This window comes from Brevundimonas sp. GW822-FHT03E11 (assembly GCF_058801445.1).
Window position 1 is genome coordinate 423743 of record NZ_JBXANG010000004.1, and the last position, 21952, is coordinate 445694.

Genomic DNA, 21952 nt, shown 5'->3' on the forward strand with positions numbered 1-21952 from the left:
TGATCGGGCCGTCCGGCGTCCGGCCCTTAGAGATAGGCGCCCACCTGCCAAGGGACGAACTCATTGTCGCCGATGCCCAGCGCCTCCGACTTTGAAGGCTCGCCAGAGGCCACGGCCAGCATCTTTTGGAAGATCCGTTCGCCGACGTCGGCCAGGCTGGCGCCCGTAAGCACCGGCGAAGCGTCGATATCCATGTCCTCGTCCATCCAGCGCGCCAATTTGGCGTTGGACGCGATCTTGATCGAGGGCGCCGGCTTGGCCCCGAAGACTGAGCCACGGCCGGTGGTGAAGACGATCAGATTGGCGCCCGAGGCGATCTGGCCCGTCGCCGAACAGGGATCGTAGCCTGGGCTGTCCATGAAGCTGAGCCCCCTGGCCGCCCGCGGTTCGGCATAGCCGATCACATCGTTGAGCGGCGTCGAGCCCGACTTGGCGACGGCCCCCAGAGACTTCTCCAGGATGGTTGTCAATCCGCCCTTCAGATTGCCCGGAGAGGGGTTGTTGTTCAGCTCCATCTGATGCCGCGCCGCATAGTCGCGCCACCAGGCCAGGCGCGCCTGCAGCTTGTCGGCGACGGCCTGTGACGCTGCGCGGCGCAGCAGCAGGTGTTCGGCGCCCCAGATTTCGGGTGTCTCCGACAACAGGGCCGACCCGCCGTGGCTGACCAGCCGATCAACCGCCTCGCCCAAGGCCGGGTTGGCCGTGACGCCGGACCAGCCGTCCGAACCGCCGCACTGAAGGCCGACCGTTAGATGCTCGGCCGACACGGTCGTGCGTCGTGTCTTGGCGGCCTCCGTGATCAGATCGCGAACGATCGCGACGCCGGCCTCGATCGCGCGCGCCGTTCCTCCGGCCTCCTGTATGGTCAGGGCGTGAAGGGTGGGACCGGCGTTCAGCCCCTCATTGGCGAGCCAGGCGGGGATTTGATTGGCCTCGCACCCCAGCCCCACGATCAGCAGGGCGTGAAAGTTGGGGTGGCGGGCATAGCCTCCCAGGGTGCGCTGCAAGAGGGCCACATCGGAAGACAGGGATGAGCCGCCGCATCCCCCCTGGTGGGTGAAGGCGACCACTCCGTCGACACCGTCCGGCAGGCCGTCATCAGGAAAGGCGTCGGCGATGCGGCGCGCCACTGTGGCGGAACAGTTCACGCTGGTGAGCACGCCGATATAGTTTCGCGTCCCCACTCGCCCGTCCGGGCGAACGATCCCCTGAAAGGTCGCGTCAGACCGCAGCGGCGGCGAACGCAGATCCGCCCCCACCTCGGCCTCTCGTCCATCGTCGGTCATCATCAGATTATGGATGTGAACGTGGTCTCCCGGCGCGATCGCCATGCCGGCGCGGCCGATGACCTGACCATAGCGACGAACCACTCCTCCCGCTTCCACAGCATGACGCGCGATCTTATGACCCGTGGGGATGTGGGTGCGCGCGGGGACGTCCAAGCCTTCGGGAGTCTGGCCTTCGGAAATGTCATCCAGGGCGATGGCGACGTCGTCGAGTGAATTTAAGACCAGAATGCGAGACATGATCTAGACCGCCGCCTCCCGCGCCGCCTCGACCGCTCCTTTGCGACACAGCGACAGATAGGCGTCCGTAACCGCCAGGGCGAAGCGGTCGTCCGCCGCCAGGCGCTGCGGAAAAACGGCCGCAAGCCTCAGAAGACTCAGCACCTGGTCGGCTTCATTGTCAGCCTCAGCCAGACGCCGGGCCGTTTCGGCGGCCAGCGGATCATCGACCTCGAAGCGCTCTCCCCCTTCCGTCAAACCCGATTGCCACCTCATCCAGGCCGCTACGCCCAGCGCCGTCGCCTTGATCCCGAGCCCTGCCGCCAAACGATCTGCGGCCGTCGCCAACAGTCGCTGCGGCAGCTTCTGAGAACCGTCGATGGCGATCTGGCGTGTGCGATGCATCAGGGCGGCGTTGCAGAAGCGCGCCATCAGGGCGTTCCGATAGTCGGCGATCACCAAACCGGGCGGCGGCTCCAACGTCGTCTCGACCTCGTCCCACAGGGCTTGGACATAGGTGCGGAAAGACGGCACGCCCACCACCTCATGCACATGTTCGAAGCCGGCCAGGGCCCCCAGGTAGGACAAGGCGGAGTGAGCGCCGTTCAGAAGTCTCAGCTTGGCGTTCTCCCAAGGCTCGACGGACTCCGCCAACTGAACGCCCAGGCCTGGAAAGTCCGGTCGCTCGCCGGCGAAATGGTTTTCGATCACCCACTGGGTGAAGGGCTCCGTCTTGACCATGCCTTGATCCTCGACGCCGAGCCGGCCGGTCAGTCGCGCCACGTCGTCGGGGGTGGTCGCAGGAACGATCCGGTCGATCATGGTCTGCGGGAAGGCGCCATGACGCCTGATCCAATCGGCCAAGTCAGGGTCGATACGGCCCGCCATCGCCAGCACGGCCGCCCTGATTCTTTGCCCGTTCTGCGGAAGATTGTCGCAGCTGATGACGGTGAAGGGTTTGAGGCCCGCAGCCTTGCGCGCCTTCAACGCCGCAACAAGGAATCCAGGGGCCGTGCGCGGCGCCTCCAGATCGGTCAAATCCGCGGCCACGTCCGGATCATTGAAAATCAGATCGCCGCTTGCGGGGTCGATACGGTAACCCTTTTCGGTGACGGTCAAGGTGACGATGTGAACCTCAGCCCTCGCCATGGCGGCCACCAGGGCGGCGGGGTCTTCTGGGCCGACCAGGACGCCGCAGCCCGAGCCAATGACGCGAAGATCCTCGCGCGCCCCGTCACGCAGCACCAGGGTGTACAGTCCGTCTTGGGGATTTAGTTGGTCTCTGACGCCCGGCGACCGCAGCGAGGCCCCGAGAACCCCCCAACGCAGGTCGCCGCCGGCCAGGGCGTCGTCGAAAACAACCGCCTGATGGGCGCGGTGGAAGGCTCCCAACCCCAGATGCACTACGCCGGTCCTCACCTCCGCTCGGTCATATTTGGGCTGAGCGACGTCCAAAGGCAGTTGCGACAAAGCCCCTGAGTTCAGCCGGGACGTTTGACCGCTCACAGCTTGTAAGCCGCCTTGACCAGGCCATAGGTCAGGGCGTGGGCGACCTCGTGCGCCTCGTCCTCCTCGATCCTATGCTCCACCACAAGCCGGGCCAGGAAGCTGCAGTCCATGCGCCGCGCCACATCGTGACGGGCCGGGATCGACAGGAAGGCGCGGGTGTCGTCATTGAACCCGACCGTGTTGTAAAAGCCGGCGGTCTCGGTGACCTGTTCGCGGAAGCGGCGCATGCCCTCTGGGCTGTCGTGGAACCACCAACTGGGGCCCAGTTTCAACGCCGGATAATGACCGGCCAGCGGAGCCAGTTCGCGGCTGTAGCTGGTCTCGTCGAGGGTGAAGACGATCAAGGACAGGCGCCTGTCCGCTCCAAAGCGATCCAGCAGCGGCTTCAACGCCCTGACGTAATCGGTCGGGGTGGGAATGTCGCATCCCTTGTCGCGTCCAAAGCGATCAAACACCGTCGCCGAATGATTGCGGAAACTGCCGGGATGCAGTTGCATCACCAGGCCGTCCTCGACCGACATGGCGGCCATTTCGGTCAGCATCTGGCCGCGAAACAGCTCGGCGTCCGCAGCTGTCGCAGACGCCGTGGATACGCGACGGAACAGAGCCTCGGCCTCTCCTCTCGGCAGATCCGCCGTAAAGGCGGTCGGATGGCCGTGGTCGGTCGAGGTCGCGCCCCTTTCGATGAAGAAGGCGCGACGGTCGCGGAGGGCTTGAAGATAGCCGTCCCAGCTCATGACGTCGCGACCGGTAAGATCGGCCAGGCTGTGCAGATTGTCGCGGAAACCCTCATAGTCCGGATCCAGGACCGGGTCGGGTCGAAACGCGGTCAGCACCCTGCCTTTCCAGCCTGACGACGCGATGGTCTTGTGGTGATCCAGGGTGTCGAGCGGGCTCTCGGTGGTGGTCAGAACCTCGATATTGTAGCGTTCGAACAGCGCGCGTGGCCGGAAACCGTCGGTTTTGAGGGCGGCGTCGATGACATCGTAATAGTGGTCCGCCGTCTCGCCCGACAGACGCACATCTAGGCCGAACACCTCGGCATAGACCCAGTCATGCCAGAGGCGCGAAGGCGTGCCGCGAAACAGGTGATAGTTCTCGGCGAACCGGCGCCAGATTTTCCTGCGATCCGTCTCCACAGGCCCGCCGTCGACGCGCGGCACGCCCAGATACTCCATCGCCATCCCCTGCGAATACAGCATTCGAAAGACGTAATGGTCGGGCGTAATCAGCAGCTCAGCCGGGTTGGCGAAGGCTTGGTTCAGGGCGAACCAGCTGGGGTCTGTATGCCCGTGCGGACTGATGATCGGCAGATCTTTGACAGCGTCGTACAGCCGCCGCGCGACTGCGCGGGTTCCCGCATCGGCCGGAAACAGGCGGTCGGGATGTAGTCGGAGCGGCTGGGTCATGAAATCCTTCCCTCAGTTCCCGCCGGTCGGACGCGACGAGTCGTTTCTGTTCCTCCTGTTACAGGGCTGAGGACAAAAAAGACACCGGTTACCTTAGTAGTCTAGTCTGCCTACGGCGCACGCTGAATCTGCGGCGCTGTAATCAAACGTGCGAGGTCTAGGCGGACGGCCTGCCGAGGCGCGCTTTTCAATCGGCCTCAGATCAGCCCATGGCCCTTCGGCAGTTCGGCGTATCGATGCACCCGCGTCGCCATGACGAGGCCGAAGCCGATCATGACGGTCAGCATCACGGTGCCGCCGTTGGACAACAGCGGCATGGGCACGCCCACGACCGGCGCAAGCCCCATAACCATGGCGCCGTTGATCAGCACATACATGGCGAAGGTGGCGATCACGCCGGACGCCGCCAAACGGCCGAAATGACTGTGGGACAGGGACGCTATTCGCAAAGAGATCAATATGATGGCCGCATAGGCGCCGAGCAGGAAGAAGGCGCCGACGAAGCCGAACTCCTCGGCGAAGGCGGCGAAGATGAAGTCGGTGTGCCGCTCGGGCAGAAACTCCAGCTGGCTCTGGCTGCCCAGGCCGTAGCCCTTGCCAAGAAGCCCGCCCGAGCCCATCGCGATCTTGGATTGGACGATCTGATACCCCTTGTCGGCCATGTCCGCCTCAGGGTTCAGGAAGGTCAGCACCCGGTGGCGCTGATAGTCGTGCATGCCGAACATCACATAGGGCGGGACGGCGACCGTGGCGACGGCGGCGACGGCGGCGATGATCTTCCAGTTCAGACCGGCCATGAACATGATGGCCGCGCCGGTTAGGCCGATCAGCATGGCCGAGCCCAGATCCGGCTGGTGCGCCACCAGCAGGAAGGGCATGCCGATGATGGCGACGGGAATGATCAGCTTCCAGTGAAAGCTCGCCTCCTTGGCCGAGGCCCCGTGGTACCAACGCGCCAGGGCCAGAACCACGCCGATCTTCATGATTTCCGAGGGCTGTATGCGGGTCACGCCCAGGTCAAGCCAGCGCGTGGCGCCGAGCGCGGTGTAGCCCAACGGCGTCTCGACGAGAGCCAGTAGGAACAGGGCCATGCCATAGATGGGATAGGCCAGGGCGAACCAGTAGCGAATGTTGATCATCGACAGCCCCAGCATCAGCACCAGGCAGACGCCGAACCGGATCAGGTGTTTAGCCGCCCAGGGTGACCATGAGCCGCCCCCCACCGAATAGAGCATCATTGCGCCCGCGCCGCCTACGGCGCAGATGAGCAGCAGAAGCCGCCAGTCGAGCTGGCTGATCTTGGTCGAAACGCGCTCGCGCTCGCCGGGACGAGACAGGGCGGAAGCGGTCATAAGCGCGGCTCCGTCGATGGGGGAAGCGGATCAACCGCCTCCTGCGTCGGGGTCGTCGGCTCGAGGGTCGAAGGCTGGGTCAGGTCCGTCGTCTCTGTCGGCTCGGGCGCCGGGGGGCGCTCCATTCGCGCGCGCATCTCCGGATCCTTCAGCAAGGCGACCTTCATCACCTCCCGCGCGCGCGGCGCGCCGGCTGTACCGCCGCCCATGCCGCCGTGTTGCACAATCACCGACACGGCGTAGCGGGGATTGTCCGCCGGCGCGAAGGCGATGAACAGGTTGTGGTCCTTCTGGGCCCAGGGCCGGCCCGCGCCCTTGCGCGACCCGGCGCCGTAGTTCTGCGCCTGCGCCGTCCCGGTCTTGCCCGCCATGCGGATGTCGCCGAGGCCCAGTTGGCTGTTCCTGAAGCCGGTCCCGCCGACGTCGGTCACCGCCTCCATCCCTTCCCGCATCACCTGCACGAAGGCCGGATCATAGGGCAGGTCGGCGAAGCTGCGGTCGCCCCCCTGCTCCACTCCCCCGATCGACTTGATCAGCCGCGGTGTCACGGCCTTTCGGCCATTGGCCAGTCGCGAAGCATAGACGGCCAATTGCAGGGCGTTGACCGTCAAGGCGCCTTGACCGATGCCGTAGCTCGGCGTTTCGCCCGGATACCATTTGCCGTCGCCCCGCACGGGATTCTTCCGCCGCCATTCTCGGTCAGGCACCAGGCCCGGCTTCTGGCCGGAGATGCCGATGTCGTAGGTCTGGCCGAATCCCATTTCGCGCGCCGTCTCGGCGATGGCGTCCGGCCCGACCTCGACCGCCAGGGTCATGAAATAGACGTTGCAGGAGTTCTTGATCGCCGAACGCATGTCCTGCGAACCGTGTCGCCCCAGGCAGGCGAACCGCCGCCCCAGATAGTAGGCCCCGTTGCAGACGATCCGTCGGTTCGGGTCGCCGCCCCGTTTCAACGCCGTCAGCCCGACGACCGGCTTGAAGGTCGAGCCGGGCGCGAACGTCCCCGTTAGAGCCTTGTCCAGCAGCGGGCGACGTTCATAGTCGGCCAAGGCGCGATAGATGCTGGAAGGCACGCCCCCCACAAACAGGTTGGGATCGAACGAGGGGGCGGAGGTCATCGCCAGGATGTCGCCGTTGCGGACGTCCATCACGACGCAGGCCCCGGACTCCTCGCCGAACACCTCCAGCGCCCGGTTCTGAATGTCGGCGTCGAGGGTCAGAACCACTTCCTGCCCGGGAACCGCCGGGCGGGAGCCGCCCACATCCTCGGCCACCACCCGACCCCGCGCGTCCACCTCGACGCGATTACCGCCGGGCTCGCCGCGCAGGGCCTCGTCCAGCGCCTTCTCCACCCCTTGCCGGCCGATGCGGAAACTGGGGTTGAACAGCAGGGGCGGAACCTCCTCCCCCCTGTCGCGGATGGCCTTGACGTCCCGATCGGACACCTTGGCCACATAGCCGACCACATGGGCGAAAGAGCCGCCGAAAGGATAGTAGCGGGCGTCGTTCATATCGGCCATGACGCCCGGCAGCTCGTTGGCGTACAGATTGACCTTGGCGAACTCCTCCCAGGTCAGGTCGCTCTTGACCGGAACCGGGTTGAACTTGGACGAGGCGTTGACGTCGCGGATGATGGCGCGGCGGCGTTCCAGGGTGTCGGGAAGCAGCCGACCCAGCAGGTCAAGGGTCTGGTCCAGGTCCTTGGTTTCGTCGCGCACCACCAGCACTCGGAAACTGGGGCGGTTGCCGGCGATGACGACGCCGTTGCGATCCTTGATCAGGCCCCGAGGCGGCGGAACCATGCGGAAGTTGAACTGGTTCTGCGACGAGAGCGTCGCATACTCCTGCGCCTGCACGACCTGGAGCTGGGCCAGCCGTCCTACAAGCGCCGCCACGCCGAGGGTCGCCAGGCCGCCGAACACGAAGGTGCGCCGCAGGAACGAGCCCTGTCGTTCATTGACGTCGGCGAAAAAAATGGAAGGTTCGCCGCTCATCGGAAGCGAATGTCTCCATCGTCGAACCGCTCAAGCATCCAGTCAGCGACCGGATAAAGCAGGAGGGTCGGCACGATCTGGCCGATCAGCGACAGAATGGCCGGCGGATTGCCCGCCCGCACCGTCACGATGACATAGGCGAACAGAAACGCCCCCAGGGTGCAGGCCACATACCAGGCGAACCGGATCAGCCCTTCGTGTCCGGCCAAAAGATTGCGCGACAGAAGCAGGACGCCATAGACCCCCATCAGACACAGGGCCCACATGCCGAGCGGGCCGTTCCAAAACAGGTCAAGGAACAGGCCCAGGGCGAACAGCACAGCCGGCGCCGTCATCGACGGACGGATCAAGGGCCAGGCGAAGGCCAGAACCATGGGCACGACCGGCTCCGGCAAGGTCAGGCCGAAAAGCTGGGCGGGGGTGGCAAGGACGATGGTCGCCGCGGCCGCCACGAGGGCCGGATAGAGGATCCATTGCAAAGGCCCGACGACGCGGACCGCAACCGGCCGTCTCACGCGGCGCCTCCCGGCGCAGGCGAGGGTCCGCCCGGCGGAGTCTCAGGCGTGGACTGATCCGGAGCGGCGCGCGGAGCCGGACCGCGCTGAACCGACGGCCCGGCGGTTGCGGCCTGCGAGGCCTGGGCCTGCCGCGTGCGTTCGGCCTGGGCGCGTGCGGCCGCTTGCCGGCGTGCGGCAACGTCCGCAATCGCAGCCGCCTGTTCGAGGCTGGGCTCGGGCGCCGTCCCCAGACCCGCCAGGGGCGGCGCATTCAGGGCGTTGGGATCGACCAGTTGGCCGAAGTCCTGGAACAACAGCACACGCACATAATCGACAGCGCCACGATCGCTGAACAGTTTGACGCGCCAGCTGCCGTCAATGCCCTTGGCGGCGACGCCGATCGGTATGCCGCGCGGCAGTCCCCCACCGTCCCCAGAACTCAGAATGCGATCACCCGGCTGCACCGAGCCGGCTCCGCGAACAAACTCCAGACGCGGGTTGTCGCTGCCGTCGCCGGTGAGAAGCGCCCGCGCATCGGTGCGATCCACCAGGACGGGCGTCCGAGACGCCACATCGGTCAGGAGCACCATGCGGCTCACGCCTCCGGTCGCGCCCGTCACGCGACCGACGAGGCCGTGTTCATTGATCACCGGATTGCCGATCCGCACGCCGCGGCGCGTGCCCACGTCCAGAAGCTTGGCCCGATTAAAGGGTCCGCGCGCGTCGGAGATGGCGCGCGCCGTGATCATCGGAACGGGCGGCTCAGTCCGCAGCCCCAGCAAGGCTTCATAGCGCGCGTTGACGTTCTTCAGGGCGATGGCCTGGTCGCGCCACGGTTGGAGTTCCGCCAATTCCGCCTTGAGTTTCCGATTTTCCGACACCGCGAAGAAATAGCCCCCGACATAGTCGGTGACGGCGCCGACCCAGCGCACCGGCGCGGCCAAGATCCCGCTGACAGGTCCAGTCACCGTATCAGCCGCTCCGCGCACGGCGCCATAGCTGGAACCGCCGTCGACGGCCTTGCGATCGCTCACCAGTAGGAGGCCGGCGGCCACGATCGACACGACGACCACAACCGCGGCGGTCCAGACCAGCGGCACCTTCAGGTTTTCAAAGGGACCGTCGCGAAACGCCACGGGCGACCTTCCACAAAAGGGGTTGGAATTGACAGGCGATCCCTGTCGTTCTGCCTGCCTATCGCAAAATCAGGGCCGGAATGGAACCGTCGATCACGCAGGGCTGAAAAGGATCTGCGGCCGGACTTACGTCCGGCCGCAATCAAAAAAGATCAGAGCGCCGAGTCGAGCACGCCCTTCATCCAGCGCGGATGCTCCAGCACGCGACCGCAGCCGATCGCCACGCACGACAGCGGGTCGTCCGCCACCGAAACCGGCAGGCCGGTGTGGTCACGGATTTCGACGTCCAGGCCGCGCAGCAGGGCGCCGCCGCCGGTCAGCATGATGCCCTTGTCGGCGATATCGGCGGCGAGTTCGGGCGGGGTGGCCTCCAGCGCGACCTTCACGGCCTCGATGATCTGGGTCACCGGCTCGGCCAGGGCTTCGGCGGCCTGGCGTTCCGAGATACGGACCTCGCGCGGCACGCCCTGCATCAGGTCGCGGCCCTTGACCTCGATCGACAGGCCTTCCCCGTCGGCCGGGATGCGGGCGGTGCCGATGTCCTTCTTGATGCGCTCGGCAGTGGTCTCGCCGATCAGCAGATTATGGTTGCGACGCATATAGCTGATGATGCTGTCGTCCATCTTGTCGCCGCCGACGCGGACCGAACGCGAATAGACGATGCCCGACAGCGAGAGCACGGCCACCTCGGTGGTGCCGCCGCCTATATCGACGACCATGGAGCCGGTCGGCTCGTGGATCGGCAGGCCGGCGCCGATCGCGGCTGCCATCGGCTCGTCGATCAGGCCCACGCGGCGCGCCGAGGCGTTCAGGCAAGAATCATTGATCGCGCGACGCTCGACCGCCGTGGCGCCGGACGGCACGCAGACGATGATCTTCGGGTTCACGAATCCCTTGCGGTTATGCACCTTGCGGATGAAATGTTTGATCATCTCTTCGGCGACTTCGAAGTCGGCGATGACCCCGTCGCGCATCGGGCGGATGGCTTCCATGTGGCCGGGCGTTCGGCCCAGCATCTGCTTGGCCTCAATGCCCACGGCGTGCACGATCTTGCGTCCGCCGACGTTGCGCAGGGCCACCACGGACGGCTCGTTCAGGACGATGCCCTTGCCCTTCATGTAGATCAGGGTGTTGGCGGTGCCCAGGTCCATCGCGATGTCGTTGGAGATCGCGCCGAAAAGGGAAAAGCTCATGGGAATCGATACCGTTGTTCTTTGACCGAGGGCGTCAGTTTCGCAGTCGACCTGGCGACGCCCCGCCGTCCTGACATCCCCTTGCCGGACGGCTTCCTGATCGTCTTCGCCATGCCTACCGCTGGCCCGTGTGCCCGTATGAAACAGGGAATACAACCCCCTTCGCGTGCCGGACACGCGTTCACCCCCAGGCCTGTGGAAGCTTGGCGCTCAGGGCCGTTCACGATAGTGTCATGAGCGGCAAGGACTTCCTGTGAAACATCCTGCCAGCGCCTGCCGCGACGTCAGTCCCCACGCGCCTTTTCGCGACGCCTCACCCACTCCCGGACCCCCAGCATTAGACCCAACCATGCCAGGGCCACGCCCGCGAGGATCGCCGAGGTCCAGACCCCGTCGCCGCTGACGGCCGTCATGAAGGAGCCGCCGAAAAACGCCACAAGCGCCGTCTTGGGCAAAACCCCCAGCGCGCACCCGGCTAGAAAGCCCGGAAAGGACGCCCGCGCCGCGCCAAAGGCCATGTTGACCACGATGAAGGGCGCCGAGGGCACGTTGCGGATCATGAAGCTGGCGTAGAAGGCGTTCTGACCCACGAACCGGGTCAGCCGCCCCACCGTCTTGCCGCCGTGCCGCTCCAGCACCCGCGCGGTCGGCCCGCGCCCCATCCAATATGTGACGGCGGCCGAGGCGACCGTGGCGATCCAGCTGTACAGAAACCCGAACCAGGGGCCAAAGGCCACCACGCAGGCGGCGATCAGAATGAACTGAGGCGCGCCGAAGAAGGCTGCGACCGTGAACACGATCACGGCCGCAGGCAGGCCCCACGGTCCGTGCCGGAACCCGCCCAGCCAAGCCTCCAGCCGCGCCTCGGCGTCCAGCCCCAGCTGGCTCTTACCCACAGCAAACAGAGCCGTCATCGCGCCCAGGACGACAATAGTCGCCAGCACGGCGCGCCAGCGCCGCGCCTCCATATTGGACAGGAAATCGAGGATCCAACGCATCAGACGCGCCGCTTATCACCCCGGCTGTACATTAGCGAGCCTGGGCGGATTGTCCCGGCGGGCCTGCGCGCGTAAGGAACCTCGCCTCCCCGGCAACAACCTTCCAAGACCGATGGGATTCCCATGTCCAGCCTGCAATCTTCCGCCCTCGCCCGTGTCAAGCCTTCGGCCACCATCGCCGTGACCGCCCAGGCCCGGAAGCTTAAAGCAGAAGGCCGCGACGTGATCGGTCTAGGGGCCGGCGAGCCGGACTTCGACACGCCGGAGAATATCAAACAGGCCGCCATCGACGCCATTAACCGCGGCGAGACCAAATATACCGACGCCGACGGCATGCCCGAACTGAAGAAGGCCATCGTGGCCAAGTTCGCCCGCGAGAACGGCCTGACCTACGACGTGTCGCAGATCCACGTCGCCCCGGGCGGCAAGCCGGTCATCTTCAACGCCCTGGTCGCGACCCTGAACCCCGGCGACGAGGTCATCGTGCCTGCTCCCTACTGGGTCTCCTATCCCGACATGGTCCTGCTCGCCGGGGGCGAGCCCGTGACCGTGGTCGGCGAGGAGAAGGACGGCTTCAAGCTGCGCCCCGAGGTGCTGGAGGCCGCCGTCACGCCCAAGACCAAGTGGCTGATCCTGAACAGCCCCTCCAACCCGACCGGCGCCGCCTACACCCAGGCGGAGTTGCTGGCCCTGGCCGAGGTTCTGCGTCGTCACCCCCACGTCTGGGTGCTGACCGACGACATGTACGAGCACCTCGTCTATGGCGACTTCGAATACACCACCGTCGCCCAGGTCGCCCCCGACCTGATCGACCGTACTCTGACGGTCAACGGCGTGTCCAAGGCCTATGCCATGACCGGCTGGCGCATCGGCTACGCCGGCGGCCCCAAGCCGCTGATCGACCTGATGCGCAAGGTGGCCAGCCAGACCACCTCCAACCCCACCAGCATCAGCCAGTGGGCCGCGGTCGAGGCCCTGAACGGAACCCAGGACTTCATCCCCGAGCGCAAGATCGCCTTCGAGAAGCGCCGCGACCTGGTCGTCTCGATGCTGAACCAGGCGACGGGGATCACCTGTGCTGTGCCGGAAGGCGCCTTCTACGTCTATCCCTCCATCGCCGCCCTGATCGGCAAGACTACGGAGTCGGGCGTGGTCATCGACGGCGACTCGACCTTCGCCGCCGAGCTGCTGAACGCCGAGGGCGTCGCCGTGGTCCAGGGCGAGGCCTTCGGCCTGTCGCCCTATTTCCGCATCAGCTACGCCACCTCCGACGCCGTGCTGGAAGAGGCCTGCACCCGCATCCAGCGCTTCGCCGCCTCGCTGCGTTGATTTTTCCACCGGACGGACGCCTCTGTGTCCGTCCGGATCAACGGCCGCAGTTCAGGCCGTGGCGCGAGGCGACAGTTGGGCTCCGTCGCCGTCCGGTTCATTCGGATCGCCCAGCTCCCCTCGCTCTCGCGCCCTGCGGCCATAGACCCATTCGAACAGCGGCGACGCCATAAGGGTCGTGATGATGGCCATCAGAACCAGGATGGAGAACAGGGCTGGGCCGATGACGCCGCGCTGAAGTCCGATATTGATGATGATCAGCTCCATCAGCCCGCGCGCGTTCATCAGGGCGCCGATACCCAGGGCCGTGGCGTTGTCCTGGCCCGTCAGCCGGGCGGCCGCCCAGCAGGCGCCCCCCTTGGCTAGGACGGAGCCGGCCAGGATCACCAGGGTGACGGCGGCCAGACCGATATTGTCCACCATCGTCAGCTGCGTGTTGAGCCCAGAAAAGGTGAAGAACATCGGCAGCAGGACCAGAACGGCGAAAGGCTCCAGCTGACGTTTGATCTCCGCCGTCAAAAGGCCGCGCGGCATGGCGACCCCCAGGATGAAGCCGCCGAAGACCGCGTGGATGCCGACGGCGTCCATCGCCCATGCGCTGAGCATGAACAGGATCAGGACGACGCCCAACACGCTCGGTCCGACGCGGCCCTCGCGCTCTGCGATCCGGCCTAGGGGCGCCAGAAGCCGAGGCCCCAAGGTCATCATGAAAAGGGCGAAGGCGCCGCCTCCGACGATCGCCACCACCGCCACCATCGGCCCGGCGCCGAAGCTGGCCAGGACGATCGCCAGTACGCACCACGCCCCGGCGTCATCGATGGCGCCCGCGGCCAGAGACAGCGACCCCAACCGCGATCCGCTCAGGCCGCGTTCGTGAATGATGCGGGCCAACATGGGAAAGGCGGTGATCGAAATGGCCGCGCCCATAAACAGCATGGCCTGCCAGGTCACGATTCCCTCGCCAAACAGGCCAAGACTCAGAAGCCAGGGCGCGATGGCGACCGCGACCAGAAACGGCGCCGCCATGCCGGCCAGCGACACGGCCGCCGCGCTGGTCGCATGGGCGCGGAAATGATCCCGGCGAAACCCCAGCCCGACCAGGAACATGTAGAGGCCGACGCCCAGCTGGGCGCCGACGAACAGGATGGACCGCGACTCCTTCGGAAACAGGGCGGCCTGCAAGTCGGGAGCCAGAAGTCCGAACAGGGACGGCCCCAGGATCACGCCTGCGATCATTTCGCCGACGACCTGCGGCTGGCCCAACCAGCGCTTGGCCGCCCATCCCACCACTCGGCAGGCGGCGATGATCACCGCCATCTGCAGAAAAAAGGCGACGCTCAGCTCCGCGTTGGTCATGCGATGATCCCTCCCCAGGGCGCGCCGCTCTTGAGAACGATCACAGGTCGCTCACCCTAAACGCCCTCGTCGCCTATTCAAGGCCCCCCGCAGACCGAGACCGTATTGATCAGGGCCGGCTGGCCATGCCCAGCTTAACCGGCTTGGCCTCCTCGGCCAGGGCGCCGCGCTTGACGCCCCAGAGCAGGATGATCGGCGCGCCGACATAGATGGACGAATAGGTGCCCACGATGATGCCGAACATCAGGGCGATGGAGAAGCCGAACAGGGCCTCACCCCCGAAGATCGCAAGAGCCGCCAGCACCATGACGGCGGTCACGCCGGTGATGATGGTCCGCGACAGGGTCTCGTTCAGCGACAGGTCGATCACCTCGCCCAACGGCATGGTCTTGTACTTGCGCAGGTTCTCGCGAAGCCGGTCGAACACCACCACGGTGTCGTTCATCGAATAGCCGATGACGGTCAGGATGGCGGCGACCATGTTCAGGCTGAACTCCAGCCGGAAGACCACGATCAGGCCGAAGGTCAGGACCACGTCGTGCAGCAGGCCGATCACGGCGCCGAAGCCGAATTGCGGCTCGAACCGGAACCAGATGTAGAGGAACATCAGGCCGATGGCGACGGCCAGGGCCAACAGGCCCGAGGTGAATAGTTCGCCGGACACCTTGGACCCGACCACGCTGACGCCCGAATACTGCACCTCGCCGACCGTGCCGCTGATGGCGCGCTCGACCTGGTTCACCACCTGGGTCTGATCGCGGCCTTCCGGCACCTGGAAGCGCAGGATGGCGGTCGAGCCGTCATCGACATTGGTGTCGCGCCGGGCGATGCCCTGCACCTGGACGTCGCCCAGGTTCAGACCGTTCACCGCCTCGCGCACCCGGTCCAGCTCGATGGTCTGGCCGGCGGGCTTGGACACCTCCATCGAGGCGCCGCCCCGGAAGTCGATGCCCATGTTCAGGCCGGGCACGAAACAGCCCACGATCGAGGCGATGCACAGCACCACCGACAGGACGGCGGCGTACCGGGCGTATTTGACGAAATGGAAATTCGTCTTCTGCGGCAGCAGTTTGATGAGAGGCCATCCACGCATCGCCATTACTCCGCGATCGGCAGTTTTTTGGGCTTGGCGGTCTTGAGCCAGTAGGCCAGCAGCACCTGGGCCACCAGAACCGACGAGAACACCGAGGTGAAGACGCCGATGCTCAGCGTCCAGGCGAAGCCGCGCACGGGCCCGGCGCCGAAGACGAACATGATCGCCGCCGCCACCAGGGTGGTGACGTTTGCGTCCAGGATCGTGCCCCAGGCCTTGGAGAAGCCGGCGTCCATGCTGGCGATCACGCTGCGGCCCGTCCGGGCCTCGTCGCGCATCCGCTCATAGATCAGCACATTGGCGTCCACGGCCACGGCGAAGGTCAAGATCAGACCGGCGATGCCCGGCAGGGTCAGGGTCGCCTGGGTCAGCGACATGGCCGCCACGATCAGCACGCCGTTCAGGATCAGGCCGACCACCGAAACGCCCCCGAACAGGAAGCCGTAGGCCAGGATCATGAAGACCACGATGATGGCGAAGCCGACGGCGGTCGACAGGGCGCCTGCGGCCACCGCGTCGGCGCCCAGTTCGGCGGTGACGGTCCGGCGTTCCTCGACGTTCAGCGGCGCCGGCAGGGCGCCCCCGTTCAGCAGGTTCACCATCGTCGCGGCTTCCTGGATCGTAAACTGGCCTTCGATGATGCCCGAACCGTTGGTGATGGCGCTGTTGATGCGCGGCGCGGAAATGACCTTGCCGTCCAGGATGATGGCGAAGGGTTTGCCGATATTGGCCGAGGTCGCCTCGCCGAAGCGGCGGGCGCCGGCGCCGTCGAAGCGGAAGCCGATGGCGGGGCGGCCGCTCTGATCGGCGTCGACCGAGGCCCGTGTCAGGTTCTCACCCGAAACCAGAACCCGCTTCTTGACCAGATAGGGCGTGCCCTGTTCATCGGTCAGCAGTTCGGCGTCCGGCGGCACACGCCCCGCCTGGGCCTCGGTCACCGAGTTTTCGGTATCCACCATCTGAAAGGTCAGCTGGGCCGTCTGGCCGATGACCTCCTCCAGCTTGCGCGGATCGCTCTCGCCCGGCGCCTGGACCACGATCCGGTCGGCGCCCTGGCGGGTGATCGAGGGTTCGCGCGTACCCAGGCTGTCGATGCGGCGACGGACGACTTCGATGGACTGATCGACCGCCGTCGATCCCATGCCGGCCAGGGCCGCGTCCGTATAGGCGAATCGGACCCGGTCCGAACCGACGCGGCTGGCCGTCCGTTCGACCTGGCCGGACGGTCCCGGCGCGCCGGCGAGGCGGCGCAGGGCTTCAAAGGCGGCGGTCTGTTTCGCCGGGTCCGCCAAAGCGACCACGACGCCGCCCGCCTCGCGCTGGAGGCCGTTGGTGGCGATGCCCTCGCCGTTCAGGGTCACCCGCACGTCCTCGATCAGATTGGTGACGCGCTTCTCGCGCATCGCCGGCACGTCCACCTCGAGCAGCAGATAGGAGCCGCCCTGCAGGTCCAGCCCCAGGTTCAGGGCGTTCTTCGGCAGCCAGCCGGGCAGCGCCTCCCGCTGAGCCGGGCTCAGCAGGTTGGGATAGGCCAGCAGGCAGCCGATGATCGCCGAGGCGACGACGAGAATGATTTTCCAGCGCGACAGCTGAATCATGAGGACAGTCCAGGTTCAGCGATACGCTTCGGGTCTCAGGCCTTGGAGTCGTTGGCGGCGACGGCGGTGCGGTTGCGCACCTCGGCGATCATCGCCTTGACGACGCGGATATTGACGCTGGGCGCGATCTCGACATTGACCTCGGCCTCTTCGACGCGGGTCACCTTGCCGATGGCGCCGCTGGACAGGACCACCGTGTCGCCGCGCTTCACGGCGGCGATGGCGGCCGCATGTTCCTTGGCGCGCTTCTGCTGCGGACGGATCAGCAGGAAGTAGAACAGGATGAAGATGGCGACGATCGGCAGGAACTGCATGATCACGGCCATCATGCCGCCGTCAGCTGGGGCGCCCATGGGGTCTCTCCGAACACAAGGCGGGGCGGCCCTCGTCGGCGCCCCCATTAAAACGAGGCGCGGAACCTAGGGCCGCGCTTCGCGGATTGCAACGTAACGAACGATCAGCGCGGCAATACGCTCAGGGGATCGACCGCCACGGGGTCGTCGCCGCGCATCTGGCGGGTCTCGAAATGGATCGACGGGCGGCCGTCCCCGGCGGTCAAACCCACGGTGCCGATCTGCTGACCCGCGCGCACGTCGTCGCCGTCCTTGACCGTGGCCGAGCCCAGATGGCCGTAAACCGTGCGCCAGCCGCCGTTGTGCACGATCAGCACCGTCAGGCCCTGGCCCACCAGATCGTCGCCCACATAGGCCACGCGCCCACCGGCCGCCGCCACGACCGAGGCGCCGGCCGAGGCGCCGATATTGATCCCATTGTTGCGCTCGCCCATGCCGACCGGACCGAACCGTCTCAGGATGTCGCCCCGCACCGGCCATTGCAGGGCGATGGTTCCGCCTGCGACGGGCGTCGTCGCCGGACCGGGCGCGCTCTCGACCGGCCGCGTCTGGACCGGCCGCGTCTGGGCCGGCAGGGCCGGATTGCCCGAGGGCGGCGGCGGGGGCGGCGGAACCACCCCCGAGTTCGGCACCAGCACACCGGCCGGCGACGGCCCCGTGGCGTAGGGATCGCGTCCCGTGTCCACGGCGGAATCGGGCAGAATGATTCTTTGACCGCTGGTGATCGCGCCGCGCGGCCCCAGCCCGTTCAGGTCGATCAGGGTTTGAACCGGCGTCTGGAACCGCCGGCCGACGCCCGAGATGGTGTCGCCCGGCTGGATCACATAGGCCGCGCCCGGCGTCACCACGGCGGGCGGCGAAGATGGGGCGGGCGTCGCCGGATAGGTCGGCTGGGCCGGCGTGACCGAAACCGGCGGCGGCAGGGCCCCGCCGTCGATCGAGCCGACCGGCGCCGTCGCCGGCGGCTGCTGATACGGTTGGGCGGGGGTCTGCGGCTGGGCCGGCTGACCATAGGGGCCCTGCTGAGCCTGCGGCTGGGCGCCTCCGGCAGGAACAGGGCGCGTCGAATACTGCGGCTCGGACGGATAGGTCATACAGGCCGCTGCGCTCAGCGACGCCGCCAAGATCACAACCGCTCTCATTCCGCCCGACATCACCTGCACCGGCCGCTCCTTACGTGGTTAAATCCGCCCGCCCGGTTTGCCCGCTCGCGCCGCCCAAGCCAAGCCCGCAATCATCGCCAAAGTGGGGCGGGAAGGTTAACGGCCGTCCAGACCCTCTCCCGCTTGCGGGAGAGGTGGCCTGGCGTCCGCGCAGCGGACCAGGGTCGGAGAGGGAAGTTTTCTTTCAAGAAGCATGACTTCCCCCATCGTCAGGCGTGTCGCTTCGCGCCACGACCTGACACTTCCCCCGCAAGCGGGGGAAGGTCTCACCCCTCCTTCGCCGTCCCCTCGACCAGGGGCACGAACCGCACTTCCGTCAGGCTTTCGCGCCGGAACGAGCCGTCACCTTGCCCCACATAGCGGTGCAGGATCTGCACCGAGGTGCGGCCCACCGGCGCCACCAGAACCCCGTTTGGCTTCAGCTGTTTCAACAGTTCGGTCGGCTCGCCCGGCGATGCGGCCGTCACCATGATCCGGTCGAAGGGCGCCTGTTCGATCCAGCCCAGGCCGCCGTCTCCGTGACGGGTGATGACGTTCTCGATCTCCAGGGCGCGCAGACGCGCCTCGGCCTCGACCAGCAGACTGCGATACCGCTCCACCGAATAGACATAGCGCGCCAGCCGGCTCAGCACCGCGCACTGGTAGCCGCTGCCGGTGCCGATCTCCAGCACCCGGTGACGGGGCTGGACGTCCAGGGCCTGGGTCATCAGGCCGACGATATAGGGCTGGCTGATGGTCTGGGCGCAGTCGATCGGCAGGGCCTGGTCTTCCCAGGCCTGATCCAGGAATTTTTCGTGCACGAAGACCGCGCGGTCGATGCTCTCCATCGCGCCCAGCACCCGGGGGTCCGTCACCCCCTGCTGGCGCAGCGACAGGATCAGCCGTCCGGCGCGGTCGTCGTGCAGGTTCATGCCGCCTTCACCGTCTTCGGCGGCGCCCCGCCCAGCACCTTTTTCAGGTCATGGACGCTCGGCATGTGGGTCAGGTCGATGTGCAGAGGCGTGACCGAAATCCGCCCCGCCTCGATGGCCCTCAGGTCCGTGCCCTCGGCATGCTCCTGCTTCTCGCCGCGGAAGCTCATCCAGTAATAGTCGCGCCCCCGCAGGTCAGTGCGGCGCACCGCATGCATCTCGCCCACGTCGCGGAAGCCTTGCGTCGTCACCTCGATCTGCTCGACCCGTTCGGGCGGCAGATTGGGAAAGTTCAGGTTCATCACCACGCCCGGCGCCCATTTCTGGTCCAGCAGACGCGAAATGATGGCCGGGGCGAAGGCTTCGGCCGTCTCCCAGTGGGCGACCACCTCGTCATGGAACCTTTCCAGGCTCTGGCTCAGGGCGATGGAGCGGATGCCGAAGGCCATGCCTTGCAGCGCCCCCGCCACCGTGCCGGAATAGCTGACGTCCTCGCCGATATTGTGCCCCCGGTTGACGCCGGACAGCACCAGATCGGGCTTCTGCGGCATCAGATCGTTGACCGCCAGGATGACGCAGTCGGTCGGCGTCCCGGTCACCGAGAACCGCCGCTCGCCCAGTTTGTGCACCCGCAGCGGCTCGGTCAGGGTGATGCCCCGGCCCTTGGCCGACTGTTCGACGGCGGGGGCGCACACCCAGATGTCGTCGCTCAGGGTCCGCGCGATCCGCTCAAGGGATTCAAGACCTTCCGCCTCGATCCCGTCGTCGTTTGTCAGGAGGATTCTCATGCGATCTCCCCCCCTTGGGGGGAGACAGGCGCGCATAGCGCGCCAGAGGGGGGCAAGGCGGAACCGGCACGGGGGCGGAAGGCCCCCTCCACCGCGTCGCGGTCCCCCTCCCCCAACGGGGGAGGATTAAGCGCCCACATGGGTCAAACCTCCCATATACGGCTGCAGCACCTGCGGCACCGCAATCCGCCCGTCGTCCTGCTGATAGTTCTCCATAATCGCCACGAGGGTCCGGCCGACCGCCAGCCCCGACCCGTTCAGCGTATGGACGAACTCGGTCTTCTTCTCGCCGGCTCGCTTGAACCGGGCGTCCATGCGCCGCGCCTGGAAATCGCCGCAGTTGGAGCAGGAGCTGATCTCGCGATAGGTGTTCTGGCTGGGCAGCCAGACCTCCAGGTCGAAGGTCTTCTGGGCCGAGAAGCCCATGTCGCCCTTGCACAGCAGCATCCGCCGGAACGGCAGTTCCAGCGCCTTCAGCACCGCCTCGGCGCAGGCCGTCATCCGCTCGTGCTCGGCCTCGGAGTCCTCCGGCCGCGTGATCGACACCATCTCGACCTTGGAGAACTGGTGCTGACGGATCAGCCCGCGCGTATCCCGCCCCGCCGACCCGGCCTCAGCCCGGAAGCAGGGCGTCAGCGCCGTCATCCGCATTGGCGTGGCGAGGTCGTCCTCGGACAGGATTTGATCGCGCACGAGGTTGGTCAGGGAGACTTCGGCGGTGGGGATGAGGTAGCGATTACTGATTGCTAGCTCATTGAGCGTCTCAGTCCATTCCGATGGCTCCATCAGGGGAATGCCTTGCCGCCCCACCTCCCCGGTCGTCAGAGAGGTTGTCCTACTTCCAATCGGTCGCGCCAGACGTGCGTTCCACATGGGAATGAGTGCGCGAATACGACGCTCTTCGTCCATTAGGGACGTCTGAAACAGGTCGTCCTTGAACTTCGGCAACTGCCCCGTGCCGAACATCGCCTCGTCCCGCACCAACAGCGGCGGGTTCACTTCCAGATAGCCGTGTTGGTCCGTCTGCATATCGAGCATGAACTGGCCCACGGCCCGTTCCAGCCGCGCCAGCTGGCCCTTCAGCACCGCGAACCGGGCGCCCGACATCTTGGCCGCCGCCTCGAAGTCCAGCATCCCCAGGGCCTCGCCCAGGTCGGCGTGATCCTTGGCCGGGCCGCCTTCGCGCGGCGTGCCCCAGCGCGAGACCTCGACATTGCCCGCCTCGTCCTCGCCGTCCGGCACATCCTCGGCCGCCAGGTTCTTCAACCCCGCCAGCAGGTCGCGCAGTTCCTTGCCGACGCGGGCCTCGACCTCGGCCGCCGCCGCGATATCGCCCTTCAGCGCCTCGACCTCGGCCTTCAGCCGGTCGGCCTCGGCCATGTCCTTCTTGCCCATGGCGGCGCCGATCAGCTTGGAGGCGGCGTTGCGCTTGGCCAGGGCGTCCTGGCCCGTGGTCTGGGCGTGGCGCAGTTCGGCGTCCAGCCGCAGGATGTCCGCCACCAGCCCGTCGGCCTGATCGACCCCGCGCGACGACCAGCCCGCGACATAAACCTGGGGGTTTTCGCGAATGGCTCTGATGTCGTGCATGGTCTGAAACTTCGGTTGGGCGGGAGAAGCCGAACGCTCTACCCGCCCGCGCGGTTACGGGCAACGGCGGCCGGCCGGTTCCCCCTCTACCAAGCTTCGCGCGGTCCCCCTCCCCCAGAGGGGGAGGAATGCGATGACCGAAATCCTCCCCCTCTGGGGGAGGTGGCGCGGCGCAAAGCGC

Annotated in this window: 18 protein-coding genes; 1 reads left to right on the forward strand and 17 read right to left on the reverse strand. The window is 66.5% G+C overall.

Annotated features, from left to right (window positions below):
- Positions 1 to 26: 26 nt before the first annotated feature.
- The 9 genes from AC1RKE_RS09695 to AC1RKE_RS09735 form a co-directional block, all read right to left on the reverse strand.
- On the reverse strand, positions 27 to 1526 hold the full coding sequence (locus AC1RKE_RS09695) for a UxaA family hydrolase (protein ID WP_348683450.1): 1500 nt from the start codon (positions 1524 to 1526) through the stop codon (positions 27 to 29).
- Between the two features lie 3 nt (positions 1527 to 1529).
- A complete protein-coding gene (locus tag AC1RKE_RS09700) occupies positions 1530 to 2909 on the reverse strand; it encodes a mannitol dehydrogenase family protein (RefSeq protein WP_348683451.1) in 1380 nt (459 codons plus the stop codon).
- A 98-nt stretch (positions 2910 to 3007) separates the two neighbouring features.
- A complete protein-coding gene (gene uxaC / locus AC1RKE_RS09705; protein ID WP_348683452.1) occupies positions 3008 to 4423 on the reverse strand; it encodes a glucuronate isomerase in 1416 nt (471 codons plus the stop codon).
- A 197-nt stretch (positions 4424 to 4620) separates the two neighbouring features.
- Complete coding sequence (rodA, locus tag AC1RKE_RS09710; protein ID WP_201462665.1) at positions 4621 to 5775, reverse strand: rod shape-determining protein RodA; 1155 nt, start codon at positions 5773 to 5775, stop codon at positions 4621 to 4623.
- Entirely contained in the window at positions 5772 to 7769 is a 1998-nt protein-coding gene (mrdA, locus tag AC1RKE_RS09715; RefSeq protein WP_395941948.1) for a penicillin-binding protein 2, read from the reverse strand. The genes rodA and mrdA overlap by 4 nt, the downstream gene beginning before the upstream one ends.
- Positions 7766 to 8284, reverse strand: coding sequence for a hypothetical protein (locus tag AC1RKE_RS09720; protein ID WP_287104064.1), 519 nt, complete (start codon positions 8282 to 8284; stop codon positions 7766 to 7768). Before AC1RKE_RS09720 ends, mrdA begins: the two co-directional genes overlap by 4 nt.
- The gene (gene mreC, locus AC1RKE_RS09725; RefSeq protein WP_054765853.1) at positions 8281 to 9402 is read right to left on the reverse strand and encodes a rod shape-determining protein MreC; all 1122 of its coding nucleotides are present in this window, start codon (positions 9400 to 9402) and stop codon (positions 8281 to 8283) included. Before mreC ends, AC1RKE_RS09720 begins: the two co-directional genes overlap by 4 nt.
- A gap of 152 nt (positions 9403 to 9554) precedes the next feature.
- A complete protein-coding gene (locus tag AC1RKE_RS09730; protein ID WP_054765854.1) occupies positions 9555 to 10595 on the reverse strand; it encodes a rod shape-determining protein in 1041 nt (346 codons plus the stop codon).
- A gap of 284 nt (positions 10596 to 10879) precedes the next feature.
- Entirely contained in the window at positions 10880 to 11593 is a 714-nt protein-coding gene (locus AC1RKE_RS09735) for a TVP38/TMEM64 family protein (protein WP_152950322.1), read from the reverse strand.
- 123 nt (positions 11594 to 11716) lie between these two features.
- On the opposite strand from AC1RKE_RS09735, the gene AC1RKE_RS09740 reads away from it, so the two are divergent.
- Positions 11717 to 12922, forward strand: coding sequence for a pyridoxal phosphate-dependent aminotransferase (locus AC1RKE_RS09740; protein WP_348683995.1), 1206 nt, complete (start codon positions 11717 to 11719; stop codon positions 12920 to 12922).
- Between the two features lie 51 nt (positions 12923 to 12973).
- Here the strand turns inward: AC1RKE_RS09740 and AC1RKE_RS09745 are convergent, their stop codons facing one another.
- From AC1RKE_RS09745 to serS, 8 genes are all read right to left on the reverse strand, one after another.
- Positions 12974 to 14278, reverse strand: a complete 1305-nt coding sequence (locus AC1RKE_RS09745) for a cation:proton antiporter (protein WP_348683993.1) — start codon at positions 14276 to 14278, stop codon at positions 12974 to 12976.
- A gap of 109 nt (positions 14279 to 14387) precedes the next feature.
- Complete coding sequence (gene secF / locus AC1RKE_RS09750) at positions 14388 to 15377, reverse strand: protein translocase subunit SecF (protein WP_228184220.1); 990 nt, start codon at positions 15375 to 15377, stop codon at positions 14388 to 14390.
- Complete coding sequence (gene secD / locus AC1RKE_RS09755; RefSeq protein ID WP_201462670.1) at positions 15377 to 16969, reverse strand: protein translocase subunit SecD; 1593 nt, start codon at positions 16967 to 16969, stop codon at positions 15377 to 15379. Before secD ends, secF begins: the two co-directional genes overlap by 1 nt.
- 35 nt (positions 16970 to 17004) lie before the next feature.
- On the reverse strand, positions 17005 to 17322 hold the full coding sequence (gene yajC, locus AC1RKE_RS09760; RefSeq protein ID WP_054765860.1) for a preprotein translocase subunit YajC: 318 nt from the start codon (positions 17320 to 17322) through the stop codon (positions 17005 to 17007).
- A 104-nt stretch (positions 17323 to 17426) separates the two neighbouring features.
- Positions 17427 to 18476 (reverse strand): peptidoglycan DD-metalloendopeptidase family protein, encoded by a 1050-nt coding sequence (locus AC1RKE_RS09765; protein WP_321208062.1) that lies wholly within the window; start codon positions 18474 to 18476, stop codon positions 17427 to 17429.
- A gap of 275 nt (positions 18477 to 18751) precedes the next feature.
- Positions 18752 to 19396 carry a protein-L-isoaspartate(D-aspartate) O-methyltransferase gene (locus AC1RKE_RS09770; protein WP_054765861.1) on the reverse strand — a complete coding sequence of 215 codons (645 nt, stop codon included), beginning with the start codon at positions 19394 to 19396 and terminating at the stop codon, positions 18752 to 18754.
- The gene (gene surE, locus AC1RKE_RS09775; protein ID WP_348685271.1) at positions 19393 to 20184 is read right to left on the reverse strand and encodes a 5'/3'-nucleotidase SurE; all 792 of its coding nucleotides are present in this window, start codon (positions 20182 to 20184) and stop codon (positions 19393 to 19395) included. The genes AC1RKE_RS09770 and surE overlap by 4 nt, the downstream gene beginning before the upstream one ends.
- A 126-nt stretch (positions 20185 to 20310) precedes the next feature.
- The gene (serS, locus tag AC1RKE_RS09780) at positions 20311 to 21771 is read right to left on the reverse strand and encodes a serine--tRNA ligase (RefSeq protein ID WP_395942416.1); all 1461 of its coding nucleotides are present in this window, start codon (positions 21769 to 21771) and stop codon (positions 20311 to 20313) included.
- Between the last annotated feature and the right edge of the window lie 181 nt (positions 21772 to 21952).

Coding starts and splice junctions, on each gene's coding strand:
- AC1RKE_RS09695 (WP_348683450.1), bottom strand. CDS start 1,526: ATGTCTCGCATTCTGGTCTTAAATTCACTCGACGACGTCGCCATCGCC.
- uxaC (WP_348683452.1), bottom strand. CDS start 4,423: ATGACCCAGCCGCTCCGACTACATCCCGACCGCCTGTTTCCGGCCGAT.
- rodA (WP_201462665.1), bottom strand. CDS start 5,775: ATGACCGCTTCCGCCCTGTCTCGTCCCGGCGAGCGCGAGCGCGTTTCG.
- mrdA (WP_395941948.1), bottom strand. CDS start 7,769: ATGAGCGGCGAACCTTCCATTTTTTTCGCCGACGTCAATGAACGACAG.
- AC1RKE_RS09730 (WP_054765854.1), bottom strand. CDS start 10,595: ATGAGCTTTTCCCTTTTCGGCGCGATCTCCAACGACATCGCGATGGAC.
- AC1RKE_RS09735 (WP_152950322.1), bottom strand. CDS start 11,593: ATGCGTTGGATCCTCGATTTCCTGTCCAATATGGAGGCGCGGCGCTGG.
- AC1RKE_RS09740 (WP_348683995.1), top strand. CDS start 11,717: ATGTCCAGCCTGCAATCTTCCGCCCTCGCCCGTGTCAAGCCTTCGGCC.
- AC1RKE_RS09745 (WP_348683993.1), bottom strand. CDS start 14,278: ATGACCAACGCGGAGCTGAGCGTCGCCTTTTTTCTGCAGATGGCGGTG.
- secF (WP_228184220.1), bottom strand. CDS start 15,377: ATGGCGATGCGTGGATGGCCTCTCATCAAACTGCTGCCGCAGAAGACG.
- secD (WP_201462670.1), bottom strand. CDS start 16,969: ATGATTCAGCTGTCGCGCTGGAAAATCATTCTCGTCGTCGCCTCGGCG.
- yajC (WP_054765860.1), bottom strand. CDS start 17,322: ATGGGCGCCCCAGCTGACGGCGGCATGATGGCCGTGATCATGCAGTTC.
- AC1RKE_RS09765 (WP_321208062.1), bottom strand. CDS start 18,476: ATGTCGGGCGGAATGAGAGCGGTTGTGATCTTGGCGGCGTCGCTGAGC.
- AC1RKE_RS09770 (WP_054765861.1), bottom strand. CDS start 19,396: ATGAACCTGCACGACGACCGCGCCGGACGGCTGATCCTGTCGCTGCGC.
- surE (WP_348685271.1), bottom strand. CDS start 20,184: ATGAGAATCCTCCTGACAAACGACGACGGGATCGAGGCGGAAGGTCTT.
- serS (WP_395942416.1), bottom strand. CDS start 21,771: ATGCACGACATCAGAGCCATTCGCGAAAACCCCCAGGTTTATGTCGCG.